At 36.2% G+C, this 26048-nt stretch carries 30 protein-coding genes; 29 read left to right on the top strand and 1 reads right to left on the bottom strand.

The features are described 5' to 3' along the window. The first annotated feature begins 10 nt into the window (after positions 1-10). Positions 11-1060, top strand: coding sequence for a type 2 isopentenyl-diphosphate Delta-isomerase (gene fni / locus DS031_RS06940; RefSeq protein WP_113805205.1), 1050 nt, complete (start codon positions 11-13; stop codon positions 1058-1060). A gap of 64 nt (positions 1061-1124) precedes the next feature. Here fni and DS031_RS06935 read toward each other — a convergent pair whose 3' ends face one another. Beyond that, positions 1125-1259: a YpzI family protein gene (locus DS031_RS06935; protein WP_113805204.1), complete on the bottom strand. Its 135-nt coding sequence runs from the start codon at positions 1257-1259 to the stop codon at positions 1125-1127. A gap of 138 nt (positions 1260-1397) precedes the next feature. Here DS031_RS06935 and DS031_RS06930 point away from each other — a divergent pair, with 138 nt between their 5' ends. From DS031_RS06930 to DS031_RS06795, 28 genes are all read left to right on the top strand, one after another. Next, entirely contained in the window at positions 1398-2003 is a 606-nt protein-coding gene (locus DS031_RS06930; protein ID WP_113805203.1) for a YphA family membrane protein, read from the top strand. Next, complete coding sequence (locus DS031_RS06925) at positions 2000-2884, top strand: YIEGIA family protein (protein WP_113805202.1); 885 nt, start codon at positions 2000-2002, stop codon at positions 2882-2884. Before DS031_RS06930 ends, DS031_RS06925 begins: the two co-directional genes overlap by 4 nt. A gap of 5 nt (positions 2885-2889) precedes the next feature. Next, positions 2890-3075 (top strand): capping complex subunit for YIEGIA, encoded by a 186-nt coding sequence (locus DS031_RS06920; protein WP_113805201.1) that lies wholly within the window; start codon positions 2890-2892, stop codon positions 3073-3075. 206 nt (positions 3076-3281) lie between these two features. Next, positions 3282-4595: a ribosome biogenesis GTPase Der gene (der, locus tag DS031_RS06915; RefSeq protein WP_113805200.1), complete on the top strand. Its 1314-nt coding sequence runs from the start codon at positions 3282-3284 to the stop codon at positions 4593-4595. 26 nt (positions 4596-4621) lie between these two features. Beyond that, positions 4622-5239, top strand: coding sequence for a glycerol-3-phosphate 1-O-acyltransferase PlsY (gene plsY, locus DS031_RS06910; protein ID WP_113805199.1), 618 nt, complete (start codon positions 4622-4624; stop codon positions 5237-5239). Beyond that, a complete protein-coding gene (locus tag DS031_RS06905) occupies positions 5236-6273 on the top strand; it encodes an NAD(P)H-dependent glycerol-3-phosphate dehydrogenase (RefSeq protein ID WP_142675757.1) in 1038 nt (345 codons plus the stop codon). The genes plsY and DS031_RS06905 overlap by 4 nt, the downstream gene beginning before the upstream one ends. A gap of 43 nt (positions 6274-6316) precedes the next feature. Next, positions 6317-6598: a stage VI sporulation protein F gene (locus DS031_RS06900; RefSeq protein ID WP_113805307.1), complete on the top strand. Its 282-nt coding sequence runs from the start codon at positions 6317-6319 to the stop codon at positions 6596-6598. A gap of 297 nt (positions 6599-6895) precedes the next feature. Further along, positions 6896-7096, top strand: a complete 201-nt coding sequence (locus tag DS031_RS06895) for a DUF2768 domain-containing protein (protein WP_113805197.1) — start codon at positions 6896-6898, stop codon at positions 7094-7096. 44 nt (positions 7097-7140) lie between these two features. Next, positions 7141-7854 carry a hypothetical protein gene (locus DS031_RS06890; RefSeq protein WP_113805196.1) on the top strand — a complete coding sequence of 238 codons (714 nt, stop codon included), beginning with the start codon at positions 7141-7143 and terminating at the stop codon, positions 7852-7854. Positions 7855-8058: 204 nt separating this feature from the next. Beyond that, positions 8059-9537 (top strand): stage IV sporulation protein A, encoded by a 1479-nt coding sequence (spoIVA, locus tag DS031_RS06885; RefSeq protein ID WP_113805195.1) that lies wholly within the window; start codon positions 8059-8061, stop codon positions 9535-9537. 353 nt (positions 9538-9890) lie between these two features. Beyond that, a complete protein-coding gene (locus DS031_RS06880; protein WP_113805194.1) occupies positions 9891-10163 on the top strand; it encodes an HU family DNA-binding protein in 273 nt (90 codons plus the stop codon). A gap of 120 nt (positions 10164-10283) precedes the next feature. Beyond that, positions 10284-10850, top strand: a complete 567-nt coding sequence (gene folE, locus DS031_RS06875; RefSeq protein WP_113805193.1) for a GTP cyclohydrolase I FolE — start codon at positions 10284-10286, stop codon at positions 10848-10850. An 89-nt stretch (positions 10851-10939) separates the two neighbouring features. Then, positions 10940-11155: a trp RNA-binding attenuation protein MtrB gene (mtrB, locus tag DS031_RS06870; RefSeq protein WP_113805192.1), complete on the top strand. Its 216-nt coding sequence runs from the start codon at positions 10940-10942 to the stop codon at positions 11153-11155. Between the two features lie 213 nt (positions 11156-11368). Beyond that, positions 11369-12142: a heptaprenyl diphosphate synthase component 1 gene (locus DS031_RS06865; RefSeq protein WP_113805191.1), complete on the top strand. Its 774-nt coding sequence runs from the start codon at positions 11369-11371 to the stop codon at positions 12140-12142. A gap of 45 nt (positions 12143-12187) precedes the next feature. Next, the gene (locus DS031_RS06860; RefSeq protein WP_113805190.1) at positions 12188-12898 is read left to right on the top strand and encodes a demethylmenaquinone methyltransferase; all 711 of its coding nucleotides are present in this window, start codon (positions 12188-12190) and stop codon (positions 12896-12898) included. A 70-nt stretch (positions 12899-12968) separates the two neighbouring features. Then, positions 12969-13937 carry a heptaprenyl diphosphate synthase component II gene (gene hepT, locus DS031_RS06855; protein ID WP_113805189.1) on the top strand — a complete coding sequence of 323 codons (969 nt, stop codon included), beginning with the start codon at positions 12969-12971 and terminating at the stop codon, positions 13935-13937. 161 nt (positions 13938-14098) lie between these two features. After that, the gene (gene ndk / locus DS031_RS06850) at positions 14099-14542 is read left to right on the top strand and encodes a nucleoside-diphosphate kinase (protein ID WP_113805188.1); all 444 of its coding nucleotides are present in this window, start codon (positions 14099-14101) and stop codon (positions 14540-14542) included. Between the two features lie 241 nt (positions 14543-14783). Further along, complete coding sequence (gene aroC, locus DS031_RS06845; protein WP_113805187.1) at positions 14784-15956, top strand: chorismate synthase; 1173 nt, start codon at positions 14784-14786, stop codon at positions 15954-15956. Beyond that, positions 15957-17036, top strand: a complete 1080-nt coding sequence (gene aroB / locus DS031_RS06840) for a 3-dehydroquinate synthase (protein ID WP_113805186.1) — start codon at positions 15957-15959, stop codon at positions 17034-17036. Between the two features lie 2 nt (positions 17037-17038). After that, positions 17039-17401, top strand: coding sequence for a chorismate mutase (gene aroH / locus DS031_RS06835; protein ID WP_113805185.1), 363 nt, complete (start codon positions 17039-17041; stop codon positions 17399-17401). 474 nt (positions 17402-17875) lie between these two features. Next, the gene (gene trpE / locus DS031_RS06830; RefSeq protein WP_113805184.1) at positions 17876-19393 is read left to right on the top strand and encodes an anthranilate synthase component I; all 1518 of its coding nucleotides are present in this window, start codon (positions 17876-17878) and stop codon (positions 19391-19393) included. Beyond that, the gene (trpD, locus tag DS031_RS06825) at positions 19386-20408 is read left to right on the top strand and encodes an anthranilate phosphoribosyltransferase (RefSeq protein ID WP_113805183.1); all 1023 of its coding nucleotides are present in this window, start codon (positions 19386-19388) and stop codon (positions 20406-20408) included. Before trpE ends, trpD begins: the two co-directional genes overlap by 8 nt. Continuing rightward, complete coding sequence (gene trpC / locus DS031_RS06820) at positions 20401-21177, top strand: indole-3-glycerol phosphate synthase TrpC (RefSeq protein WP_113805182.1); 777 nt, start codon at positions 20401-20403, stop codon at positions 21175-21177. The genes trpD and trpC overlap by 8 nt, the downstream gene beginning before the upstream one ends. Further along, positions 21167-21817: a phosphoribosylanthranilate isomerase gene (locus DS031_RS06815; RefSeq protein WP_113805306.1), complete on the top strand. Its 651-nt coding sequence runs from the start codon at positions 21167-21169 to the stop codon at positions 21815-21817. The genes trpC and DS031_RS06815 overlap by 11 nt, the downstream gene beginning before the upstream one ends. Next, positions 21798-22997: a tryptophan synthase subunit beta gene (trpB, locus tag DS031_RS06810; RefSeq protein ID WP_113805181.1), complete on the top strand. Its 1200-nt coding sequence runs from the start codon at positions 21798-21800 to the stop codon at positions 22995-22997. The genes DS031_RS06815 and trpB overlap by 20 nt, the downstream gene beginning before the upstream one ends. Next, positions 22990-23814 (top strand): tryptophan synthase subunit alpha, encoded by an 825-nt coding sequence (trpA, locus tag DS031_RS06805; RefSeq protein WP_113805180.1) that lies wholly within the window; start codon positions 22990-22992, stop codon positions 23812-23814. Before trpB ends, trpA begins: the two co-directional genes overlap by 8 nt. A 15-nt stretch (positions 23815-23829) precedes the next feature. Further along, complete coding sequence (gene hisC, locus DS031_RS06800; protein WP_113805179.1) at positions 23830-24930, top strand: histidinol-phosphate transaminase; 1101 nt, start codon at positions 23830-23832, stop codon at positions 24928-24930. A gap of 14 nt (positions 24931-24944) precedes the next feature. Further along, positions 24945-26048, top strand: a complete 1104-nt coding sequence (locus DS031_RS06795; RefSeq protein WP_113805178.1) for a prephenate dehydrogenase — start codon at positions 24945-24947, stop codon at positions 26046-26048.

Here is a 26048-nt window from a genome sequence, read left to right as displayed (position 1 = left end):
GGTGATAGCGTTGATGAGAGAAAAAAGAAAACATGAACATATTGAATATGCATTAAGTACTGGCCAGTTGGACTCTCATGGTTTTGAAGATGTAAAATTTATTCATCAAAGTGTTCCAAATACTAGTACTCAAAATATTGATCTCTCGACGGCTATTGGCGAACTGTTTTTAAGTTCGCCAATCTTTATTAATGCGATGACTGGTGGTGGTGGTGAGCGGACGAAAGAAATTAACCGTCACTGGGCTGAAATTGCAAAGCACTGTGGTTTAGCGATGGCTGTAGGATCACAAATGGCTGCCTTAAAGGATGAAAAGCAGAAAAGTACGTATGAAGTTGTACGAAAATATAACCCTAATGGTCTTGTGTTTGCCAACTTAGGTAGCGAGGCAACAGTTGAACAGGCCAAACAAGCAGTCGATATGATTGAAGCCAATGCCCTTCAAATTCATTTAAACGTTATTCAAGAATTGGTAATGCCTGAAGGAGATCGAAATTTTATCGGGACCTTACAGCGCATTGAAAATATTGTTGAACAGGTTAGTGTGCCAATTATCGTAAAAGAAGTTGGTTTTGGTATGAGTAAAGAAGCAATTGAACAGCTTGTAAATATTGGTGTATCAATTGTGGATATTGGTGGATTTGGCGGTACAAATTTTTCAACAATTGAAAATAAAAGAAGAAGCAGAATGTTATCTTATTTTAATGATTGGGGAATACAGACAACCTCTTCTATTGCGGAAGCAGCTCAAACATTTCCATTTGTTTCTGTCATCGGTTCAGGCGGAGTTCAAAACGGATACAACGCTGCAAAAGCAATTGGTCTTGGTGCTTCGGCAGTTGGAATTTCAGGTTATTTCTTAAAAGTATTAAATGAGGAAGGACCTGAAAGTGTGATTGAACATGTTATGAACATTCATAATGATTTAAAAATGATTATGACAGCGCTGGGGAAAGAATCAATTGCATTATTAAAAAAAGCTCCGTTAATGATTAATGGAAATACATATCATTGGCTTGAGCAGCGAGGAATTAAGACACAAGTGTATAGCAATCGATAAAAAATGCTTTGCCGTTACGGCAAAGCATTTTTTTGTTAGTTAGTTTAAAGGTAATAAGTATTTTTCACTGGCCGTTTCTTCTTCGAGCGGATTCCGGACTTTCCATACGAGCTGAACCAGGATAGTTTAAATTTTGATCGCGATCTGACTCCACTTGTTTTGATTGCTTAAGCTTTTTTTCTTGTCTATCTTTTCCCATCATTTTCACATCCTTCTTTTGTTAAAATAAGTTCGTTAACATTATTGTGGGCGATAAAAAGAAAAATATGTATTATGAAAAGGTTATTCCATGGCAACAATAGACACTAGTTAAAAAAATAATAAAGAAGTGAAGAATATGGAAGGAATTTATTTCTATTGGTTTTCATGGATATATTGGATTTGGTTAACTTTTTTAATGAGTAAAGAAAAAAGACGCTTTCCTATAACGGTAGGTCTTCTTCTTTTATTGATCTTCTCAAATTGTTTTATACATTTATCAGGGATGGATATCGCTTTATCTCTACTAGGTGTTTTTATAATTGGGATTATCGTTTTAACATATCTATCAACTGTGCAAAAATGGTACAGCATTATCATTTCGTTGATTACGACATTTATTTATGTTTCAATCCTTGTCATGTCTGTCTATGATCCAGTATGGATGATAATTCCAGTTAGATGGTTTGCGCCTTTTGCAATATTTTCATTGCTCTTATTAATAGGCAAAGATATTCGTATAAAAATTTCTTCATTATTAATAGGTTTCGCTGCAGGTGAACTTATATTTGGCTTATTGCTTACTTATCACCATTTATATAATGTGGTTGGCGGACTAGGGTTTTTAGACCGATTAAGCATTTGCTTTATGTCCACGATGATATGGTATGGAATGGAAAAAGGAATTGCTCGAGTAGACGCGTTATTTCAAAGGAAGAAATATGAAAGGAACGGTAGTTTATGAATGAATATACTTATCCAATCATTTTTGGTGTGATAGTTGGAACAATTACACGCATTTATATGTTAAGGACAGATTATCGACAATATCCAACCTATCCTCATGGAATTGTCATTCATTTTGCGCTTGGATTTATTGCAGCAGGTTTAGGAACGGTAGCAGTTCCCGCTATTATGGAAGAAGATTTTACAGCGATCACTTTTTTAACACTTGCTGCTTCGCAGTTTCGTGAAGTGCGAAACATGGAAAGAAATACATTAAATAACATGGATGAAATGGAGCTAGTGCCTAGGGGTAATGCATATATTGAAGGAATTGCTGTTACATTTGAAGGAAGAAATTATCTCGTTATCTTTACTTCTCTTGTTTCTACATTGCTTTTTTTAACTACAAATATATGGGGAGGCATTATTGCTGCCATTTTTTCTATAGGAGTAGCTAAAAAACTAATGACTGGAAGCAGATTAAAAGATATTGCTCTCATTAAAGAAGCGCCGATCCGCTTTGAAGAGGCTGGCTTATATGTAGATAATATTTACATAATGAATATTGGGTTACCAGAAAGACAAAAAGAAATTTTAGAACATGGAGTAGGGTTTATTGTAGAAGGAAAAAACTTTAATGCGAAAATGACGCTTGCTAACTTAGGGCAGAGACAGGCGATTCTTCATGATTTGTCTGTATCCCTTGGCGTTTACCGTGATTCAGGTACACCTGCTCTCGTTCCGCTTATTAAAAGAGATTTAAATAATGGAAGAATAGGTGTATTTATTCTTCCGCAAATGCGCGATATAAAGAAGGCAATTCATGTAATGGGACAAGTTCCGACACTTGAAAATGCAATCCGAATGCCTACGGAAGCAGAAGAGAATGAACAGGAGTGATCAATATGGAAATGAAAAAATGTATTTTAGCAGTTATTACAGCAGATCCAAGTAAAGTAACAGGAAGTAAAGCTGTTTTTATTTGTAAAGATAGGAAAGAGATGGATAAAGTTGCTGCTGAATTAGAAGCTATTTTAGATGGAATTTCACATTTATTATCAAATGATATGTATATTATCGTCAAACATTAAAAGGAAGTTGTTTATTTATATCTTTTTTGATATGATAATGTAGCTAAAATGTGAAGGCCCTTCTTTTCAAAAAGGAGGGTTTTCTTTATAAATTAAGAAATTTAACTTTGTTAAAATGGTACAATAAAGCTATTGTCACCAAAAAAATTAAGCTCACTTACCATACATAATGGAGTTAGTTTTAATAAAGAAAGGGAGTATTGCGAATGGCAAAACCAGTGGTAGCAATTGTGGGTCGACCGAATGTAGGGAAATCGACAATATTTAATCGAATTGTAGGAGAACGAGTATCCATTGTAGAAGATAAACCAGGAGTCACACGTGACCGTATTTATAGTTCTGGAGAATGGCTAAACCAGACATTTAATATTATTGATACAGGTGGAATTGAAATTGGAGACGAGCCTCTCCTTGTTCAAATGCGTCAGCAGGCAGAAGTAGCGATTGATGAAGCAGATGTAATTGTGTTTATGGTAAATGGTCAAGAAGGTGTAACAGCAGCTGATGAAGAAGTAGCTAAAATGCTGTTTCGTTCTAAAAAACCGTCTATTTTAGCTGTAAATAAAATTGATAATTTTGAAAAAAAGAACGAGATCTATGAATTTTATTCGCTTGGATTTGGTGAGCCGTTTGCGATTTCTGGTGCTCATGGAATTGGTCTTGGGGATCTATTAGATGAAGTGATTAAACATTTCCCAAGTGAGCAAGAAGAAGAGTATGATGAAAATACAATCTGTTTTTCACTTATTGGGCGGCCGAATGTAGGGAAATCCTCACTTGTTAATGCGATCTTAGGAACAGAACGCGTTATTGTAAGTGATATTGCAGGCACAACAAGAGATGCTGTTGATACACCGTTTACAAAAGATAAAAAAGATTATGTCATTATTGATACAGCTGGGATGAGAAAAAGAGGGAAAGTCTACGAAAATACAGAAAAATACAGCGTTCTTCGCGCAATGCGTGCAATCGAACGTTCGGATGTTGTCTTAGTTGTTATAAATGGTGAAGAAGGCATTATTGAACAGGATAAAAAAATTGCGGGATATGCGCATGAAGCCGGAAAAGCAATTGTAATTGTCGTTAATAAGTGGGATGCCGTTGAGAAGGATGACAAAACGATGCAGCGTTTTGAACAGAAAATTCGTGATCATTTCCTATTTATTAGTTATGCACCAATTGTATTTTTATCTGCAAAAACAAAGCAGCGCCTCCATACATTGCTTCCAATGATTGAAACGGTTTCAGAAAATCATTCATTAAGAGTAAAAACAAATTTACTTAATGATGTGATTATGGATGCGGTAGCGATGAATCCAACGCCTACTGATAAGGGACGCCGCTTGAAAATAAATTACATGACACAAGTTTCTGTAAAACCGCCAACTTTTATCTTGTTTGTAAATGATCCAGAGCTTCTTCACTTTTCATATAAACGCTTTTTAGAAAATCGTATTCGCGAAACATTTGGTTTTGTAGGTACACCAATAAAAATTATTCCAAGACAAAAAAACGATTAACTAAAACGTAACTAGTGGGGGGCATTATGACAATACTAATTTCATTGTTAGCAGCTTATTTATTAGGTTCAATCAGTTTTAGTTATTTAATTGCTAAAAAGATTATGAAAGTTGATATTCGTCAACACGGAAGTGGAAATGCTGGGGCTACAAATACACTCCGTGTTTTAGGAAAAGGTCCTGCGATTTTGGTACTGCTTTTAGATATCGGAAAAGGAATTGCAGCAATTTTTATAGCGAAATCATTAGGTGGGCCAGACTGGCTTCTGATAAGTGCAGGTTTGTTTTCCATTATTGGACATAATTGGCCGGTTTTCCATGGATTCAGGGGTGGTAAAGGTGTTGCGACAACCATTGGTGTTTTTGCAACAATTGCATTTATACCATCTCTTATCATTGGTATTATAACCATTTTAATTATCGTTATTACACGATATGTGTCTTTAGGTTCATTGTTTTTTATTGGAGTGTTTCCATTTCTATTGCTTCTAATGAATGCTTATCCAACATCATACTTTTATATTGGTCTCATCATTGCAGGATTATCCTATTGGCGACATCGTGCTAATATTCAAAGATTGCTAAATGGGAATGAAAATAAAATTGGGCAAAAAACTCAAGTAGAGGATGTGAATAAAGCATAATGAAAATCGCGGTAATCGGTGCAGGAAGTTGGGGAACAGCGTTAGGTATTGTATTGGCAGATAACGGACATGAAGTTCAAATGTATGCACGTCGGCAAGAACAAGTGGATGAAATGAATCGAAAAAAAACAAATGAAAATTATTTACCAGGTGTCGAGCTGCCTGAAAACATGAAGGCTTCAATTTCTATAAAAGATGTGCTGGAAGAAGTGAATACTGTTTTATTAGTTACTCCTTCAAAAGCTCTAAGAAATGTACTAGAAGAAATGACACCGTATTTATCTGAACATACAACCCTTATCCATGCGAGTAAAGGAATTGAACCTGAAACGTATAAACGTATATCTGAAGTGATAGAAGAAGTGGTTCCAGAAGAAAAACGCCGCGCTGTTGTTGTACTATCTGGACCAAGTCATGCTGAAGAAGTAAGTTTACGAAAGCCAACTACTGTGACGGTGTCGTCAACGGATGAAAAGGCGGCAGAATATGTTCAAGATTTATTTATTAATCAGCACTTTCGTGTTTATACAAACACAGATATTATTGGTGTAGAGCTTGGCGGTGCATTGAAAAATATTATTGCGTTAGGTGCAGGTCTTTCTGATGGATTAGGGTATGGAGATAATGCGAAAGCCGCATTAATTACGCGAGGACTTGCAGAAATTGTTCGTCTTGGCACGAAAATGGGAGCAAATCCACTAACATTTACAGGTCTTGCCGGACTAGGTGATTTAGTCGTTACTTGTACAAGCGTGCACAGCCGTAATTGGCGGGCAGGAAATCTAATTGGAAAAGGGAATAAACTAGAAGATGTGTTAGAAAATATGGGGATGGTTGTAGAAGGTGTTAGAACAACGAAAGCGGCATTCCATCTTGCAGTACGTGAAGAGGTTGAAATGCCAATTACAGCACAACTTTATGCAGTACTGTTTAATGATAAAGATCCTAAACAAGCGGTTGATGATTTAATGCAGCGGGGACGGACAAATGAAATTAGTTATTTAACGGCATTACTTGATGACTCATCTTTTTAAAATGCACGAAGTAAGGAACTCCGCATAGTATATGTTGAATGCTATGTCTGGAGGAGGCTTGAAAGTGAGTAATCAAAATTCTTTCTTTGACAACATTGAAAAGAAAACCAATGTCAAAAAAGAAGATTTATTTAAATTAGCTGATTCAGTAAAAGATGCTAATTTTAAAGATGAAAAAACAATTCGCAAATTAATTTCTCAAGTATCAAGACTTGCCAATGTCCCTGTTTCTAAAGAAAAAGAAGATAAAATTGTAAAGGCGATTATGAATAATAATATGCCAATTGATTTTGCTTCAATTTCTAAGATGTTTGATAAAAAATAATTTAATTTATTAGGCGAATCAATGATGCGGTTTTTGTAGAAGTGCATACAATAACAAAGAGAAAGAACATACGAGAGCTGTTTTCAATCAGAAACCATTTAGTCTATTGCTGAAGGAAAGTGCCCCTTTGCTTCAGCTTTTTTATGTTTTACTTTATGTTGGAGGATTCTGTTGATTTACTACATTTTGTTTTAAAGGTTTCTTGTTTAAAGAAAGTACATAATCATTCTTCATGCATTCAGTTCAATTGTCGATTATGCTATAATGAATGTCGTAAAAGTAGAGGGGGATACATGAATGTCACCAGGATTATTGAAGATGTGGATTGCTTTGTCAGGAATTGCCCTAATGTTTATTGCCGTTATTTCAATTATGTTTAGCCGGGAAAAATGTAAAGGGATATTTAAAGGAATTTTTGCAACCTTCGCTTATCTTTGTATGATAACTGCCGGAATTCTTATTTTTCTTGTAGTCTTTAGTGGTCCGGTTAGTGAATAAAAAATGAATCAAGTTTTACAGAAGAGCATAAAGGAAATGATGAAATGAAGATAATAGTTAAATATAGCGTGATCAGCTTATTGTTGTTTACTTTAACAGCTTGTTTATATCCTGAACAGCGTCGGGTTGAAAATCAAACCCCACACCCAGATCAAATTCAATTAGTACAAGCTGCGGTATCTCAATTTCAACAAGATACGGGCATATTGCCAATAAAAAACAGGGATCAAGATACACCTATCTATCAAAAGTATCCTATTGATTTTAATAAGTTAGTTCCTAAATATCTCCAAACTCCGCCTGGGAATGCTTTTGAGAGTGGGGGAGTGTTTCAATATGTGCTCGTAAATGTAGAGGAAGATCCTACTGTAAAGATTATTGATTTAATTCTTGTAGATGAAGTAAGAGATTTACAGATGAGGGTTGATCAGTATCGGCGCGATCATACATATCCACCTTTTAAAGATATGTTGGCAAAATCAGTGTTTACAATTGACTTTGAAAAGTTGAATATTAAAACCATTCCTCAGGTAAGAAGTCCTATAACAGGGGATTATCTGCCCTATGTAATAAATCATGAAGGGAAAGTGTTGGTGGATTATTCAATCGATTTATATAAGCTTCTTCAAAACAATGAGCATAATTTTCAAGCGGGTGAAGATATTCGAGACTTAATTGTTGAAAATTCTTTTTTTGTACCAGTTTACTCTGCTCCTTACACAGTAGAAAATGATGAACCAGTTTTTTTAGTGAATTAGTCATGAACCCTCCTCTTTCTTAATAAAACTATAAGAAAGAGGAGGGTTTTTATGGCGACCAGATTTAGGCTTTACCCACTGCCGCGATATATTGTAAACTGTTCTCTTTTAAAGTAAGCTGTCATATATTTTGGACAACATCATAAAAATGTAATGTCCAAATAAAGACTGTCCCAGACAATTTATGAAGCGGGAGGGGATCGTATGGAAAGAGTAGATATCTTTAAAGATATCGCTGAAAGAACTGGTGGGGATATCTATTTAGGGGTGGTTGGGCCTGTTCGGACAGGAAAGTCAACATTTATTAAAAAGTTTATGGAGTTAGTTGTTTTACCCAATATAGAAAACGAATCTGATAAAACACGTGCTCAAGATGAACTTCCACAAAGTGCAGCAGGCCGTACTATTATGACAACCGAACCAAAGTTTGTACCGAATCAGGCTGTTTCCATTCATGTTGATGAAGGTCTTGATGTTAATGTAAGATTAGTAGATTGTGTCGGATATGCGGTGCCAGGGGCTAAAGGGTACGAAGATGAAAATGGACCTAGAATGATTAACACTCCTTGGTATGATGAGCCAATTCCATTTCAAGAAGCTGCTGAAATTGGGACGAGAAAGGTTATTCAAGAGCATTCAACACTTGGAGTCGTTATGACTACAGATGGTTCGATTGGTGAACTGTCAAGACAAGAATACATTGAGTCAGAACAGCGCGTAGTAGAGGAATTAAAAGAGGTTGGCAAACCTTTTATTATGGTTGTTAACTCAGCTCATCCCCATCATCCGGAAACTATCCGGTTAAGAGAACATTTATGTGAAGAATACGATATTCCTGTACTTGCATTAAGTGTGGAAAGTATGGGAGAGCAGGATATTAATATGGTGCTGAGGGAAGTGCTTTATGAATTTCCTGTGCTTGAAGTAAATGTGAATTTGCCAAGTTGGGTAATGGTGTTAACTGAGGAACATTGGTTAAGAGGGAGTTACGAGGAAGCGGTTCGAGAAACAGTAAAAGATATTAAACGATTAAGAGATGTTGATCGGGTTGTTGGACAATTTAGTGAATTTGAATTTATTGATCAAGCAAGGCTTGCAGGGATTGAAATGGGGCAGGGCATTGCTGAAATTGATTTATATGCACCAGATGAGCTCTATGATCAAATCTTAAAAGAAGTTGTTGGAGTGGAAATTCGTGGGAAAGATCACTTGTTACAGCTTATGCAGGAATTTGCTCATGCGAAAGCAGAGTATGATCAAGTAGCAGATGCACTTAGAATGGTAAAACAAACGGGTTATGGAATTGCCGCACCTGCGATTACGGATATGAGTTTAGATGAACCGGAAATTATTCGTCAAGGATCACGTTTTGGAGTTCGCTTAAAGGCTGTAGCGCCATCTATCCATATGATAAAAGTAGATGTACAGTCTGAGTTTGCGCCGATTATTGGAACAGAAAAGCAGAGTGAAGAATTAGTAAGATATTTAATGCAGGATTTTGAAGAAGATCCGCTTTCAATTTGGAATTCTGATATTTTTGGTCGTTCATTAAATTCAATTGTTCGAGAAGGAATTCAAGCAAAACTTTCTTTAATGCCTGAAAATGCAAGGTATAAATTGAAAGAAACGCTGGAACGTATTATTAATGAAGGATCTGGCGGTCTTATCGCGATTATTTTATAAAACTATAGAATAGAGGCTCCTTTTTAGGAGTCTTTTATTTTGTTTAGAGATGCAAGTTGTCTCAGCACAATATTTTAAAAAGTATGAATATGTTAAACTTGTTTGCGTTTAAAAGTAGATTATGATAAGCTTTTTTATACATTTCAAAGATTTAGCAGACAAAAATAAAATCATCGAAAGTTCAATAAAAATATTGAATTCTCGCCTCGTTTCGTATAATATTAGCCTTGTTATACATCGAGATATGAGAAAGAGTATAAATCTTCTTAATTGTGTTAACAACGTAATATAAAGAGGTCAATGTAATAATTAGATAATTAATTAATGCTTCTGCTTGAGAGGAGGTGAATCGGATGAACAAGACAGAATTAGTAAACAACGTTTCTGAAACTACTGGTCTTTCTAAGAAAGATGCAACAAAGGCAGTAGATGCTGTTTTTGATTCCATTATGGATGCATTAAAAGAAGGCGATAAAGTACAATTAATAGGGTTTGGTAACTTTGAGGTGCGTGAGCGTGCAGCCCGTAAAGGACGTAACCCTCAAACAGGTGAAGAAATTGAAATTGCTGCAAGCAAAGTTCCGGCATTTAAACCTGGTAAAGCCCTTAAAGATGCTGTAAAATAAGTCATACATAGGGCATTGTAAGAGTCGCATTTGTGCGACTCTTCTTTTTTGATTATTGAGTGCCCCTATGCTAGAATTTTGTTGGATTGTAATGTCATTACATGGTGGGAGGAACAAGATTTGTCGAACATCAATCATGAAAAAATTCAAGAAGCAGTAAAAATGATTATAGAAGCAATTGGGGATGACCCAAATCGTGAAGGGTTATTAGACACGCCAAAACGTGTTGCAAGAATGTATGAAGAGGTATTTAGAGGATTAAATGAAGATCCTAAAGAGCATTTCCAAACGATTTTCGGAGAAGATCATGAAGAACTTGTGCTGGTTAAAGATATTCCTTTTTATTCCATGTGTGAGCATCATTTAGTTCCCTTTTTTGGAAAAGCACATGTTGCCTACATTCCAAAAGGTGGTAAAGTAACAGGGTTAAGCAAACTAGCACGAGCAGTTGAAGCAGTCTCAAGACGCCCTCAGCTTCAAGAGCGTATTACGTCTACAATTGCTGATTCGCTTGTGGAAACATTAAAACCTCATGGTGTAATGGTTGTTGTTGAAGCAGAACATATGTGCATGACAATGCGCGGCGTTAAGAAGCCTGGTTCAAAAACAATAACTTCAGCTGTACGAGGGGTGTTAGAAAAAGATGCTTCAGCGAGAGCAGAAGTGTTAAGTTTAATAAAGCATTAACTCCTTGATTAGATTGTTGATTCATTGACAATGATGGCTTTATAAGAGATAGTAATGCAACAGGCAGTCATGAACTAGGAGGATCACGAATGAAAACAAACGATTTTATTGTCATTAAAGCAAAAGAAAATGGGGTCAATGTAATTGGGTTAACGCGAGGTACAGAAACACGCTTTCATCATTCTGAAAAACTTGATAAAGGAGAAGTAATGATTGCGCAGTTTACAGATCATACCTCAGCAATTAAAATTCGTGGGAAAGCGTTAATTCAGACAAGTCATGGTGAAATGGATACGGAAGAATAAAAGCAGGTGAAACTGCTTTTATTTATACGTTTTTTTAAGAAGATACAGCCAAGTGTATGAAGAGATACTTTGGCTTTTTCTAACTAAATTAAGCAAACCGTTTCACCATAATTTACAATGTACGAGGCATGTTTTTGTGACAATATAAATGTGCTATAATGATTTATAACCGTTTACAGAAAGCAATGAAGGAACGAGTTGGGGGACATACAAATGAAAGTGTATGAGCTTGAGAGAGTGATTGCATCTCTTAAGGAAGAATTAGCAGGAGTAGTTAACCATCCATATATATTAAAGTTTATCGAACGACCGGAAATTGATGAAGATAAATTGATGCTCCTCTACTTTATGTTAAATGAACAAAAAATTGAGCAAAAAGATCAATACATATTGCCTATAATGCTCGTGCAAATCGCATTAGATACACATGATACAGTTTCCCAAGTGAATCTAATCAATGAACAAGCTTATAAAAATCAGCAGCTAACGGTTTTAGCGGGAGATTATTATAGCAGTTTATATTATTACTTTTTGTCGCAAATAAATGATATTAAAATGATTCGTGTATTAGCAGGTGCTATTCAAGAAATTAATGAGAAAAAAATGAACTATCATCATGATCAAAATCAGTCTATAGATGAAATTATTGAACAAGTCAGTATAATCGAAAGTGGATTGTTGCAAAAAGTTGCTAAACATTTTAACCTATCTTTATGGCAGAATGTGTGTAAAGAATATTTATTGGCAAGAAAACTTGTTCTGGAACGGAATCGTCTCTTGCAAAAAGAAGCTTCAATCTTTTTGGGGAAAGTTGAAAATGTCCATCATACTTTAGAAAAGCTAAAACCATCTCTGACAAATAATTTAGTTAATGAGTTGGATGGGCGAATTCAAAAATGTCTCGTTAAGCTCGATAATCTTTTGATAGATCAGCTGTCAAGCGTTAGAGAGATGTTGAAAAAAAAAGCTTCAGTACAGTCTAATTGATACAGCGTTAGTAGGGAAAAAAATTGTGGAAGAAGGGTAAGAATGATGCCATCATCAAAAGAACAGCGTGTGCATCGTGTGTTTGAGAGCATTTCAGAAAAATATGATTTTATGAATACAGTGATTAGTTTTCAACGCCATGTTGCATGGCGTAAGGATACAATGAAAAGGATGCAGGTTAAAAAGGGAGCTGCTTCTTTAGATGTTTGCTGTGGAACGGCTGATTGGACAATTGCGATGGCAGATGCTGTTGGCCAAAGCGGAAAAGTAGTGGGTCTTGATTTTAGTGCCAATATGTTAAAAGTTGGTCAGCAAAAGGTTAAAGAAAAAAACTATTCCAATATTGAACTTATTCAAGGAAATGCAATGGAGCTTCCGTTTAAAGATAACATGTTTGATTATGTTACAATTGGTTTTGGTCTTAGAAATGTACCGGACTATTTAACAGTACTAAAAGAAATGCATCGAGTTGTAAAACCTGGTGGGAAAGTAGTTTGTCTAGAAACTTCTCAACCAACAATGCCCGGATTTCGGCAAGGGTATTATATTTATTTTAAATATCTCATGCCTTTCTTAGGGAAGCTTCTTGCAAAAAGTTATGAGGAATATTCATGGCTTCAAGAATCTGCTCAAGATTTCCCAGGCGCTAAAGAACTAGCAAATATGTTTCGTGAGGCAGGGTTTGTAAGCATTGAAGTTAAATCATACTCTGGTGGAGTGGCTGCAATGCATCTAGGATATAAACCAAATAAATAGAATTCGAAAACACTTTGCTTTACGATTAAACAGCAAGGTAATTATCGGGAATAAGTGTAAGGTGGATACAATGAAATTAACAACTCTTTATGCTTCATTACGTTCAGATCTATCTTATGTGGAGAAAGAGCTTGAAAAGATAGTTGAAGCAAAACATCCAATTTTACAGCAAGCATCTTTTGAATTATTAAAAGCGGGTGGAAAAAGAATTCGCCCTGGTCTTGTTTTATTATCAGCTAAATTTGGTCATTATGATATTGAGGAAATAAAAAAGGTGGCTGTCACACTTGAGCTAATACATACTGCTTCATTAGTGCATGATGATGTTATTGACGATGCTGAAACCCGGCGAGGAAAACAAACAGTCAAAGCAAAATGGGATAATAAAACAGCGATGTATACAGGTGATTATTTATTTGCGAAAGCAATCGAATATATTACTCTTATAGAAAAACCAGAAGCTCACCAGCTCTTATCACGAGCGATTCATGAATTAACAATTGGAGAAATTGAACAAATTCGCTATCAATTTGTATGGGATCAAAATCTCCGTCATTACTTACGAAGAATAAAGCGAAAAACGGCTTTGCTAATTGCGATTAGCTGTCAGTTAGGTGCATTAGCATCTGATGCAGCAAAAGAAATACAGCTTCATCTCTATAGATTTGGTTATTTTGTTGGCATGGCCTTTCAAATTACTGATGATATTTTAGATTATACAGGGACAGAAAAAGAAATTGGTAAACCAGCTGGTGGGGATTTAAAACAAGGACATATTACGTTACCGGTTTTATATGCTCTTTCAAATGAAGAGATTAGAACAGCAATTTTACCTTCTTTTAAAAATGGCAAAATTTCAAATGAAGATTTAGCGAAAGTGCTTGATATTGTGAAACAATCTGGAGGAATTGCATATTCTAAAAAAATAAGTGATCGTTATTTACAAAAAGCTTATGAAGAACTAGAATATTTGCCGAACATTCCTGCTAAAAAATCCCTTATCCAAATTGCTCAATATATAGGTAGTAGAAAATTTTAAGACGGGAAAAATCTCTATATAAAGTTAATTAAAAATAGTTTGTATTTTTAGAGAATTTTTGATAGAATTTTCAAGGACTTAATTATTAGCAAAAATTATCATTTAGTGCATTATTAAGTCCTTGGGTTTATACATAATGAGGAGAAGGCGAGGGATGATTTATGGAAAAAACATTTTTAATGGTAAAGCCTGATGGAGTACAGCGGAATCTAGTGGGTGAGATTGTTTCGCGCTTTGAAAGAAAAGGCTTTCAATTGGTTGGAGCTAAATTAATGACGATTTCACAAGAGCTTGCTGAAAAACATTACGGAGAGCATAAAGAACGTCCTTTTTTTGGTGAACTGGTAGAATTTATTACGTCTGGTCCTGTTTTTGCTATGGTATGGCAGGGGGAAAATGTAATTGCGACAGCCCGTAAAATGATGGGAGCTACAAACCCTGCAGAATCTGCTCCTGGTACAATTAGAGGAGACTATGGTGTGGTTATGAGCATGAATGTTATCCATGGCTCAGATTCACCTGAAAGCGCAGAGCGAGAAGTTAATCTGTTTTTTGATGAATCAGAACTAAATGATTATGAAAAAACGATTTCAAAATGGGTATAATAGATTTTTTTGTAAGCGTTTTATAAGCCAGTTGACAAAGTCGATTGGTTTATTTTTTTTTGAAAATTATAATTTTTATTCTGGTTTATTACTCGAAAATGTGTTAAAACATATTAAAAGGTTAGTAAAGAAAGAATTGAAGAAAAAGTTAGAAACTACTGTTACAATTTCAACATAATATGTTATATTTAGTACATAAAAGCATAAAAGCGTTAAAGAAAAAAGTGTAGGGGGAAAAAGAATGAGGTATTTAACTGCAGGAGAATCACATGGACCGCAGCTTACAACAATTATAGAAGGAGTTCCAGCTGGTTTGCCCCTAGTTGCAGAGGATATTAATAAGGACTTGGAACGTCGTCAAAAAGGCTATGGCCGCGGCCGTAGAATGCAAATTGAAAAAGATCGGGTACAAATTTTAAGCGGCGTTCGGCACGGCTATACAACAGGTGCTCCAATTACGTTAGTTGTTGAAAATAAAGATTGGACACACTGGACAAAAGTCATGGGGCCTGAACCGCTAACAGACGAAGAAGAAGCGAATATGAAGCGCCAGATTACTCGTCCTCGTCCAGGTCATGCAGATTTAAATGGGGCCATTAAATATGGTCATCGTGATATGCGTAATGTTCTTGAGCGCTCTTCAGCACGGGAAACGACTGTTCGAGTAGCAGTAGGAGCTGTAGCCAAGAAAATATTGAAGCATTTTGGAATAAAAGCAGCAGGACATGTATTAAATATTGGAGGCGTAAAAGCTGAAAATACAGCATATCAAAGCATTGAAGAGCTTCAAGAGCGAAGTGAACAATCTCCGGTGCGTTGTATTGATAAAGATGTGGAACAAAAAATGATGGCTGCCATTGATGAGGCAAAGCAAAACGGCGATTCAATTGGAGGAATTGTTGAAGTAGTTATTGAAGGAGTTCCAATTGGACTAGGAAGTCATGTGCAGTATGATCGGAAATTAGACTCAAAACTCGCGATGGCTGTAATGAGTATTAATGCATTTAAAGGTGTTGAAATTGGCATTGGCTTTGAAGCGGCTAATCTTCCGGGCAGTCAAGTACATGATGAAATTATTTGGAGTAAAGAAGAAGGATATAAGCGTAAAACAAATCGCTTAGGTGGCTTTGAAGGCGGAATGACTAACGGGATGCCGGTTATTGTAAGAGGGGTTATGAAGCCAATTCCTACGTTATATAAGCCGCTTGAAAGTGTGGATATTGATACAAAAGAAACATTTACAGCAAGCATTGAACGCTCAGATAGCTGTGCGGTTCCAGCGGCTGGTGTTGTAGCGGAATCTGTTGTGGCTTGGGAGATTGCAAAAGCATTTCTTGAAAAATTCGGAAGTGATCGTGTTGATGAAATTTCCGAAAATTTAAACCGTCATCAAGAGTGGGCGAGGGAATTTTAAATGAATGTTTTAAATATTTCAACGCGCTCAAAGCAATATCCATTGTTTATCGGCAAAGGTCTGCGTTATAGAGTAGGAGAGCTTTTAAAGGAAATGAATCGTTCCTATTCAAAATATCTTATCATTACGGACGAGACTGTTGCTCCTCTTTATTTGCAGGATGTAATCGATAGTTTAGGGGAAGTTGTTACTCATATTGTCCCAAATGGTGAAAAAGCAAAATCATTTGATCACTATTACAGCTGTTTAACAACAGCATTAGAAAATGGATTAGATCGAAAGTCTTGTATTATTGCATTAGGCGGCGGAGTAGTTGGAGATTTAGCTGGCTTTGCTGCAGCGTCTTATATGAGAGGGATCGGGTTTATTCAGGTGCCAACAACATTACTTGCCCATGACAGCAGTGTTGGTGGTAAAGTAGCTATTAATCATCCTTTAGGTAAAAATATGATTGGCTCGTTTTACCAGCCTGATGCGGTCATTTATGATGTTGAAACCTTTCAATCATTACCTGATGTAGAATGGCGTTCAGGCTTTTCAGAAGTAATCAAACATGCCCTAATTTGGGATTCTTCTTTTTATGAGGAGTTAAAAAGAGAAATTCCAACAATTAATGAGCTGAAAAATATAGATTTAACGTCTATTTTAGAAAAAGCCATTGGTGTAAAAGCTGAAGTAGTAAGTCAAGATGAAAAAGAAACAGGTATTCGAGCGTATTTAAATTTTGGTCATACACTTGCTCATGCTATTGAGGCAGAATTAGGTTATGGAAAAGTAAGCCATGGCGAAGCGGTCGCCATTGGAATGATTTTTGCGATGCGTGTAAGTGAAAAGCATTATGAAATAAAGCTTCCAATTGAATCAATTGAAGAGTGGTTCAAACAATTATCGTTACCAATACGAATACCTAGCGGGTTATCAGCAGACAAACTGATTGAAAGAATGAAAATGGATAAAAAGGCAATGCATGGTGAAATTTATATGGTGCTCCAAAAGAAAATAGGTGAAGTTGAAACAACTTCAATAGATGAGAAGGTGCTCTATTTACTATTGGAAAAGGAAATTGAGAGGGGATTATAAAAATGGTTAGGGGAGTAAGGGGAGCTGTAACGGTTGAGCAAAACAGTAAAAGTGAAATTGTTGAAGCAACAAAAGAAGTCATTGGGGAAATGATTGAAAGAAATAATATAAAACCAGAAGATGTTGCCCAAGTTATTATTACAACAACAGAAGACTTAACTGCTGTATTTCCAGCACAAGCACTTCGTCTATTTCAAGGATGGTCATATGTACCGGTAATGTGTGCACAAGAAATTTCTGTCTCAGGATCAATGCGCAGATGTATCAGAATCATGATGACAATTAATACAGACAAAACACAAAAAGAGATTCATCATGTTTACTTGGGGGAAGCTAAAAAGCTTCGTCCAGATATTCAAGATTGACAGCATGAACTGAACATATTAAGATAATAATAAGTTTTTTGAATAAATAATAAAAGAGCTAAAAAGTAGTAAATATGTAGATAAGAAATAGCGTAGAAGCAGTGTAGAGCTTAACAGTTTAGTGTAGAAGAGAATGAGAAGAGTAGAGTTGAGGAGAGCTGTAGGGTAGTTATATAAATACAACAACCCTAAGGTTTAGATTGCCTTAGGGTTTTTTATACCTTAAATATAATGAGAAGAGATGTTGAGCGTTGAAAATAGTTTCCTTGTGATGAGTATAGGTTTATTATAAAAGCCATCATAGAATGTCTGCGATTGTATAGAAGGTATTCATTAGGAACTTATCTTGTATAATCTATGATAGGAATGGCATACTAAAAGGACTAATAAGTGTCTCTGCATTTCTTACCAGCTTCAACTTCCCCCTCAACGTTTTTCCCATTCTCTGTCAATTTTTGAGAGAGGTGAGGACATATGCAAACAAATTATCAACAATTTTTAGAGGATGCTAAAAATTACAATACAATCCCCGTTATTAAACGTTTTTTTCTTGATACAATGACCCCTATTCAACTTTTTCATAATGTAAAAGAGGATGCTTGTTTTCTTTTAGAAAGTAAAGATGATGCATCGCCTTGGTCTCGTTATTCTTTTATCGGCTTAAATCCATTGTTTACGTTAAAAGAGGAACAAGGAACATTTAATGTGAAATCTAAGGAAAATAAAGTAGTGTTAAATGAGGAACGTTTTGAAGATGCGGTTAATAAAACGATTTCCTATTTAAATCCTAAGCCGCTAGATTTGCCAATTCCTTTTACAGGAGGCGGGGTAGGATATATTTCTTATGATGGTATTTCACATTTTGAACGAGTACCTGTTCATCCTGCAAATGATTTAAATATAAGCAATTTTCACTTTGTGTTTTGTGAATTAATTCTTGCTTATGATCATACACAAAAAGAATTAGTTGTTCTTCATCATGTATATGTAGAAGACAATGAGAAGGAAGAACTGCTAAAAGAAAAGTATGAAACGGCTAATAGAACAATTGAAGAATTAATGAACGTACTGCTGAAACAGTCAGAACATTCAGGGATGCTTCAAATTTCAGAAGATAACGATGAGAATTTATTTGAAGGGGTTCGTTCGAATTTTAAGAAAGAAGATTTTATGAAAGCAGTTGAAAAGGTAAAAGAATATATTGCTGCTGGGGATGTGTTTCAAACTGTTATTTCACAGCGATTTGAAATGGATATTACCGTTTCAGCTTTAGATATTTATCGGGTGCTGCGTGTTATTAATCCATCTCCTTATTTATTTTATTTAAAATTGGAAGACTTTGAAGTGGTAGGAAGCTCTCCAGAAAAGCTCGTTCAAATCTATCAAGGGGAAGCTGAAATTCATCCAATTGCCGGAACGCGACGGAGAGGCAAGACGATGAAAGAAGACGATGAATTAGCAGAAGAGCTGCTGAACGATGAAAAGGAACGAGCAGAACACTATATGTTAGTCGATTTAGCACGAAATGATATTGGACGAATTGCAAAATACGGCACTGTTCATGTTCCTAGCTTAATGGATATTGGAAGATTTTCCCACGTTATGCATATTATCTCTAAGGTGCGCGGCATGTTAGCAGAGGGTGTGTCACCTGTTGAGGCATTAGCGGCATCTTTTCCAGCAGGAACTGTCTCAGGAGCACCAAAAGTTCGCTCAATGGAAATTATTCAAGAAATTGAACCGACAGCAAGAAACCTCTATGCAGGAGCGATTGGTTATTTAGGGTTTGATGGGAATATAGATTCCTGCATTACAATTCGCAGTGTATTAATAAAGAATCAAACAGCTTTTGTGCAGGCAGGAGCAGGGGTTGTTGCAGACTCTATTCCAGAAAATGAATGGGAAGAAACACGAAATAAAGCCAAAGCACTTATAAAAGCTATTTCTGTAGCAGAAAATATTTTCTCATCCAAGGAGGCCAACCATGCTTAAAGATCTACTAAAACAAGCTGTCGAAGGAAAGAAGTTTACAGAAGAAGAAGCAAAGATGGTAATGGATACAATTATGGAAGGAAAAGCTACAGAAAGTCAAATTGCTTCCTTACTTACTATTTTGAAACTCCGCGGGGAAACTGCTGCAGAATTAACAGGGTTTGCTAAATCGATGCGCGAACATGTGGTAAATGTACCGCACAATGAAGAACGTTTAATTGATACGTGCGGCACGGGTGGAGATGGTGCCTCCACATTTAATATCTCAACAACGGTAGCGATTTTGTTGTCTTCCTTAGATATTTCTGTTGCTAAACATGGTAATCGAGCAGTGTCTTCAAAAAGCGGCAGTGCAGATGTATTAGAGAAATTAGATATAAAAATTCAAACATCGCCTGAAGAGGCTTCTAAAGCATTAAAAAAACAAAAAATGAGTTTTTTATTTGCTCCCTTATATCATACAGCAATGAAGCATGCGGTTAATCCAAGGAAAGAGATTGGCTTTCGTACTGTGTTTAATGTGCTCGGTCCGTTAGTGAATCCAGCAAACAGTCCTTATCAATTAATTGGTGTTTTTGATGCAAACTTAGCAGAAAAAATGGCGGAAACATTAAAGCATCTTGGCACGAAACGAGCTCTTTTAGTAACAGGTGGAGACGGACTGGATGAATGTACAATTACGACTTATACAAATGTTGTAGAATTAAACAATGGAGAAATTCTAAAATATGTTTTATCTCCAGAAGAGGTTGGGTTAGAACGAGGAAATATGGAAGATCTTGTTGTTCATACGGTTGAAGAGAGTGCATCATTAATTTCTGCTGTCCTGCATGGAACGGCAGTAAAATCAGCTGTTAATATTGTTCTTTTAAACGCTGGTGCTGCATTATATACAATTGGTGAAGCAAAGACGATTAAAGATGGAGTTAAAATAGCAAAAGAAGCTATTGAAAATGGAACTGCAGCACGTAAGCTTCAAGAACTACAGTCAAGAGGAGTTGAAACGCATGCTTAACAAAATTTTAGAAGTAAAGCAGCAGGAGGTTATTGAACTAAAGCTTCCTACACAACAAGAAGTTGAAAAACGCTCCTTTTATGAGGCGTTAAGTGACCCGAATCGTTCCTTAGGTTTAATTGCTGAAGTGAAACGTGCTTCACCTTCAAAAGGAATTATTAATGATAAAATTGATCCGGTTGAAGTAGCAAAATCCTATCAATCAGCAGGAGCAGATGCTATTTCTGTATTAACGGATCAGCAGTTTTTTAAAGGGCATATCGAGGATTTAATTGCTGTAAAGCAAGCGGTCAATATTCCTGTGCTTCGCAAAGATTTTATTGTAGATCAAAAACAAATTGAAGAAAGCAGCAGAATTGGTGCTGACGTAATTTTATTAATTGTCGCAGCACTAGGAGCTGAAAAAACGTTTGAATTTTATAAAGAGGCAGAACGGTTTGGATTAGAGTGTCTAGTAGAAGTGCATGGCAAAGAAGAACTTCTTGAACTTCTAAAAGTATTCACACCAAAAGTAATTGGAGTAAATAATCGCAACTTAAAAACATTCCAAACGTCTATTGAGGAAACAGAAAAAGTTATTGAAGTTATGCCTAAAGATGCTTTGTTAATTAGTGAAAGCGGCATCCACAATGTTGAGGATATAAGACGTGTAAAAGCTCTTGGAGCAAGAGGAGTGCTCGTTGGTGAGGCATTAATGAAAGCTGAAACTCCTGAATTAGGGATCAATCATCTTTTTGGAGGGGAACGTGTTGGGACAAGTGCAACTTAAGTATTGCGGCAACCACTCGCTTTCTGACTTAGAGATAGTTGCAGCAAGCCGTACGAATTATATTGGGTTTGTGTTTGCAGAAAGTAAACGAAAAGCTGATCCGAAAGAAATTCGAGAGTGGTTGGAAAAAGTAGAGTTCGATGGCGAGAAAAAAATTGTTGGTGTGTTTGTTAATCCAACAATTGAAGAAATTTCAACTGTGATGAAAGAAGTTCCACTTGATGTTATTCAATGTCATGGGGAAGAGCCGCCAACAATGGTTGTAACACTAAAAAATATTTTTTCTGTAGAGATTTGGAAAGTAATTCATCATCATAAACACGCTTTAGAGCAAATGGAAGAATATGCAGGTCTTGTAGATGCTTTTTTAATCGATAAACGTACAAAGACTGCACGTGGCGGAACTGGGGAAACATTTGATTGGACGTTTGTTCCAAAGTATTTAGAAAAAGCTCGTTCACTAGAAATTCCATGTTTTATTGCAGGTGGAGTAAATCCAGATAATGTTTCAGAGCTTTTAACTTATCAACCTGACGGAATTGATTTAGCAAGCGGTATTGAAATAGACGGACAAAAACACACTAAAAAGATTCAGCAATTAGAAGAAAGGATGAGCAAGGATGTCTATAAATGTTCCTGATTCAAAAGGAAGGTTTGGGGAATTTGGAGGTCAGTTTGTACCTGAAACATTAATGCATGCCCTTGAAGAGCTGGAAGCAGCTTTTAATGAAGCAATAAATGATGAAAAGTTTCGATCTCAGTATCAAAAAGAACTTCATGACTATTCAGGGCGCCCTACTCCCATTACGTATGCTGAAAAATGCACTGAAAAATTTGGTGGTGCAAAGATTTATTTAAAGCGAGAAGATTTAAATCATACAGGAGCCCACAAAATTAATAATGCAATTGGCCAAGCTCTTTTAGCAAAAAGAATGGGGAAAACAAAAATTGTAGCGGAAACGGGTGCGGGACAGCACGGCGTAGCTTCAGCGACGATTGCTGCTCGTTTTGGGTTAGAATGTAAAGTATTTATGGGAGAAGAGGATATTGAAAGACAAGCATTAAACGTGTTTCGGATGCAGCTGCTAGGAGCTGAAGTAATTCCAGTCTCTTCTGGCAGTAAGACATTAAAAGACGCAACAAATGAAGCGATACGATACTGGGTTTCCAATGTTGAAGATACATTTTATTTAATAGGTTCTGTTGTTGGTCCTCATCCTTATCCAAAGTTAGTTCGCGATTTTCAACGAGTGATTGGAGATGAGTCAAAACAGCAGTTCACAGAAAAATTTGGCAAACTTCCGGATATGATTGTTGCCTGTGTGGGCGGCGGCAGTAATGCAATGGGAATGTTTTATCCATTTCTTGAAGACAATGTAAAGCTCGTTGGGGTAGAGGCAGCTGGTAAAGGTGTTGAATCAGGACTTCATGCCGCGACAATTTCGAAAGGTCGTTTAGGTGTTATTCATGGATCATTAACATACCTTCTTCAAAATGAAGTGGGGCAAATTCAAGAACCTTATTCCATTTCTGCAGGATTGGATTATCCGGGAATTGGACCAGAACATGCTTATTTAGCAAGTATTAACCGTGTGGAATATAACAGTATTACAGATAAAGAAGCATTAGATGCTTTAAGTATATTGTCAAAAGAAGAGGGAATTATACCTGCAGTTGAAAGTGCACATGCATTAGCAGAAGCATTTAAAAAAGCAGCAGCAATGGGTAAGGATGAAAGTATTCTTATATGTTTATCAGGGCGTGGAGATAAAGATGTGCATACGTTAATGAATAAATTAGGGGATGATCAAAATGGGTAATAAACGCTTCGAAACATATGTTGAAAATCGTAAAGACTTATTTATACCATTTATCGTATCAGGAGATCCAAGCCCGGAAACAACAGTTGATTTAGCGTTAACATTAGAGAAAGCTGGGGCAAATGCACTAGAATTAGGGATTCCTTACTCTGATCCGCTAGCAGATGGTCCGGTTATTCAAGCAGCTTCAGCTCGTGCTTTGGCACATAATATGTCTCTTGAACGTTCGATGAAGCTTGTATCAAAAATGCGTGAAGAGGGTTTGAAAATTCCTGTGATTATATTTACTTATTATAATCTTTTGCTACAATTAGGAAAAGAAAACTTCTTCGCTTTAGCACAAGAAAATGAAATTGATGGGCTGCTTGTACCAGACATGCCGTTTGAGGAAAGTGAAGAACTTCGTGTGTCTTGTGAACAGCATAATATTGCCTATATTTCACTAGTGGCGCCAACTACGTCTGAGGCGCGGTTAACTAGAATTGCTGAAAATGCCCAAGGCTTTCTATATTGTGTTTCATCTTTAGGTGTAACAGGAGAGCGTCAAGAGTTTCATCCTTCTGTTTATCAGTTTTTAGAAAAAGTGAACGCAGTATCGCCAGTACCGGTTGCAGTTGGATTTGGAATTTCCAACTCTTCTCAAGTAGAAGCGCTTAAAGACCTTTGTGGTGGAGTTATTGTCGGTAGTGCAATTGTACGTAAAATTGAAGAGCAGAAAGATTTTCTTTTAGACCAAAGCAAAAAAGAACAGGCATTAAAATCCATTTATGATGATGTTTCAGCAATAATTGCACCATATTCTAAGATTAAATCGTAATGAGGTGGAAGAACGATGAAAGTGAAAAAACAGATCACACAATTAACACCTTATCAGCCTGGTAAGCCCATTGAAGAGGTGAAAAAAGAACTTGGCCTTTCAAAAGTAACGAAACTAGCTTCTAATGAAAATCCATTTGGCTCTTCTCCAAAAGTAAAAGAAGCGATTCAACAAGAACTTGCTTTTTTAAATATTTATCCAGACGGTTACTCTGCTTCACTGCGAGAAAAAGTTGCAAACTTTCTTAATGTAAAAGAAGAACAGTTAATTTTCGGAAATGGATCAGATGAAGTGATTCAAATTTTATGTCGAGCTGTTCTTACAAAAGAAAGTAATACGGTTATGGCTGCTCCTACATTTCCGCAGTATAAGCATAATGCGGTCATTGAGGGAGCGGAAATCCGAGAAGTTCCTCTTGTAAATGGAGAACATGATTTAGATGAAATGGCAAATCAAATTAATGAGGACACAAGAATTGTTTGGGTATGTAATCCAAATAATCCGTCTGGAAACTATATTTCAAAAGAACGCTTTTTGTCATTTATGAAGAAAGTGCCGGCAGATGTATTGGTTGTCAGTGATGAGGCGTATTTTGAATACGTGGAAGCAGAAGACTATCCAGAGACAATTTCCCTTCTTGATACGTATCCTAACCTGATGATTTTACGAACGTTCTCTAAGGCGCACGGTCTTGCTGCTCTTCGTATTGGTTACGGTATAGCCAGTGAGAAAATTATTAAGTTAATTGAGCCTGCAAGAGAGCCGTTTAATACGTCGCGTATTGCACAGGCGGCGGCAATTGCTGCATTAGAAGATGAACAATTTATTAAAACATGTTATGAGAAAAACAGAGAAGGTCTTCAGCAATTTTATGCGTTTTGTGAAAAATATCAATTGTCTTATTATCCTTCGCAGGCAAATTTCATTTTAATTGATTTTGAGCGAAGCGGTAATGAAGTGTTTCAATACCTTTTAGAAAATGGGTTTATTGTACGTTCAGGAGAAGCGCTTGGTTTTCCAACTTCCGCTCGTATAACAGTAGGCAGTCAAGAACAAAACGCTGAAATTATTGAATGCTTATCAAAAATGATTGAACAAAAAGTAGAAGTCCAATAGTAAGGGGTCCCATTATGCAGCAAAAAAAGGTGCTAGTTGTCGGACTGGGGTTAATTGGTGGATCAATTGCTTTAGCCATTAAAAAAAAGCATCAAGCGACAATTGTAGGGTTTGACATTAATGAAAATCACCGAAAATTAGCGTTGTCTTTAGATGTGATTGATGAAGAGGTTGAGGATTTACAAGCAGGTGTCCATAATGCTGATTTAATTATTTTAGCTGTACCGGTACTTCAAACTGAAAAAATAATTGACGATCTTTTAAACTATGAGTTTAAAAAAGGTGTCATTATTACAGATGTAGGAAGTACAAAACGAGTAATTGCTGAAAAAGCTCAAAAACTGTTTCAAAATCGAGCAGTTTTTATTGGTGGACATCCAATGGCTGGGTCTCATAAAACCGGGGTAACAGCTTCAAAAGCTCATTTATTTGAAAATGCTTTTTATATATTTACGCCCGATCATACCGTAGATCGCAAACATGTTGAGACATTGAAAAATTGGTTGATTGGAACAAATGCTAAATTTATTGAAATGACTCCAATGGAGCATGATGAAATGGTAGGTGTGATTAGCCATTTTCCTCACGTTATTGCAGCGAGCCTTGTTCAGCAGTTATCAAAGCTTGATAATGAGGAGTTGGGTTTATCGAGGTTTGCTGCAGGAGGATTTCGGGATATTACAAGAATTGCTTCCTCGAGTCCGGTCATGTGGCGTGATATTTTGTTACATAATAAAGATGTGCTGTTATCTTTATTTGAAGAATGGCAAAAAGAAATGGATACCATTAAAACATTTATTTCAGAATCAAATGGTGAGGAGATTTACCATTATTTTAAACAAGCAAAAGTGGTGCGTGATGGTCTTCCTGAAAAATCGAAAGGCGCGATTCCTGCCTTTTATGATTTGTATGTAGACGTAGAAGATTATCCAGGGGTAATTGCTCACGTCACGAGCATTTTAGGACATCGCGAAATTAGTATTACAAACATTCAAATTATTGAAACTCGTGAAGATTTACTAGGGGTGCTTAGGCTAAGTTTCCGCAGTGATCGTGAACGAGAAAAAGCGAAAGAATTATTAAAAGAATACCGATATGATTCATATATTACAGACTAA

Origin of the sequence: Bacillus taeanensis (genome assembly GCF_003318295.1) — a bacterium.
Lineage (GTDB): Bacteria > Bacillota > Bacilli > Bacillales > UBA6769 > Maribacillus > Maribacillus taeanensis.
The sequence above is the reverse complement of the archived record's forward strand: the minus strand, read 5'-3'. Positions and strand labels throughout refer to the sequence as shown.

Bases quoted from the DNA above. Each gene is read 5' to 3' on its own strand.
- DS031_RS06935 (WP_113805204.1), bottom strand. From the start codon at position 1,259: ATGGGAAAAGATAGACAAGAAAAAAAGCTTAAGCAATCAAAACAAGTG.
- DS031_RS06930 (WP_113805203.1), top strand. From the start codon at position 1,398: ATGGAAGGAATTTATTTCTATTGGTTTTCATGGATATATTGGATTTGG.
- DS031_RS06925 (WP_113805202.1), top strand. From the start codon at position 2,000: ATGAATGAATATACTTATCCAATCATTTTTGGTGTGATAGTTGGAACA.
- DS031_RS06920 (WP_113805201.1), top strand. From the start codon at position 2,890: ATGGAAATGAAAAAATGTATTTTAGCAGTTATTACAGCAGATCCAAGT.
- der (WP_113805200.1), top strand. From the start codon at position 3,282: ATGGCAAAACCAGTGGTAGCAATTGTGGGTCGACCGAATGTAGGGAAA.
- plsY (WP_113805199.1), top strand. From the start codon at position 4,622: ATGACAATACTAATTTCATTGTTAGCAGCTTATTTATTAGGTTCAATC.
- DS031_RS06900 (WP_113805307.1), top strand. From the start codon at position 6,317: ATGTCTGGAGGAGGCTTGAAAGTGAGTAATCAAAATTCTTTCTTTGAC.
- DS031_RS06895 (WP_113805197.1), top strand. From the start codon at position 6,896: ATGTCACCAGGATTATTGAAGATGTGGATTGCTTTGTCAGGAATTGCC.
- DS031_RS06890 (WP_113805196.1), top strand. From the start codon at position 7,141: ATGAAGATAATAGTTAAATATAGCGTGATCAGCTTATTGTTGTTTACT.
- spoIVA (WP_113805195.1), top strand. From the start codon at position 8,059: ATGGAAAGAGTAGATATCTTTAAAGATATCGCTGAAAGAACTGGTGGG.
- DS031_RS06880 (WP_113805194.1), top strand. From the start codon at position 9,891: ATGAACAAGACAGAATTAGTAAACAACGTTTCTGAAACTACTGGTCTT.
- mtrB (WP_113805192.1), top strand. From the start codon at position 10,940: ATGAAAACAAACGATTTTATTGTCATTAAAGCAAAAGAAAATGGGGTC.
- DS031_RS06865 (WP_113805191.1), top strand. From the start codon at position 11,369: ATGAAAGTGTATGAGCTTGAGAGAGTGATTGCATCTCTTAAGGAAGAA.
- DS031_RS06860 (WP_113805190.1), top strand. From the start codon at position 12,188: ATGCCATCATCAAAAGAACAGCGTGTGCATCGTGTGTTTGAGAGCATT.
- hepT (WP_113805189.1), top strand. From the start codon at position 12,969: ATGAAATTAACAACTCTTTATGCTTCATTACGTTCAGATCTATCTTAT.
- ndk (WP_113805188.1), top strand. From the start codon at position 14,099: ATGGAAAAAACATTTTTAATGGTAAAGCCTGATGGAGTACAGCGGAAT.
- aroC (WP_113805187.1), top strand. From the start codon at position 14,784: ATGAGGTATTTAACTGCAGGAGAATCACATGGACCGCAGCTTACAACA.
- aroB (WP_113805186.1), top strand. From the start codon at position 15,957: ATGAATGTTTTAAATATTTCAACGCGCTCAAAGCAATATCCATTGTTT.
- aroH (WP_113805185.1), top strand. From the start codon at position 17,039: ATGGTTAGGGGAGTAAGGGGAGCTGTAACGGTTGAGCAAAACAGTAAA.
- trpE (WP_113805184.1), top strand. From the start codon at position 17,876: ATGCAAACAAATTATCAACAATTTTTAGAGGATGCTAAAAATTACAAT.
- trpD (WP_113805183.1), top strand. From the start codon at position 19,386: ATGCTTAAAGATCTACTAAAACAAGCTGTCGAAGGAAAGAAGTTTACA.
- trpC (WP_113805182.1), top strand. From the start codon at position 20,401: ATGCTTAACAAAATTTTAGAAGTAAAGCAGCAGGAGGTTATTGAACTA.
- trpB (WP_113805181.1), top strand. From the start codon at position 21,798: ATGTCTATAAATGTTCCTGATTCAAAAGGAAGGTTTGGGGAATTTGGA.
- trpA (WP_113805180.1), top strand. From the start codon at position 22,990: ATGGGTAATAAACGCTTCGAAACATATGTTGAAAATCGTAAAGACTTA.
- hisC (WP_113805179.1), top strand. From the start codon at position 23,830: ATGAAAGTGAAAAAACAGATCACACAATTAACACCTTATCAGCCTGGT.
- DS031_RS06795 (WP_113805178.1), top strand. From the start codon at position 24,945: ATGCAGCAAAAAAAGGTGCTAGTTGTCGGACTGGGGTTAATTGGTGGA.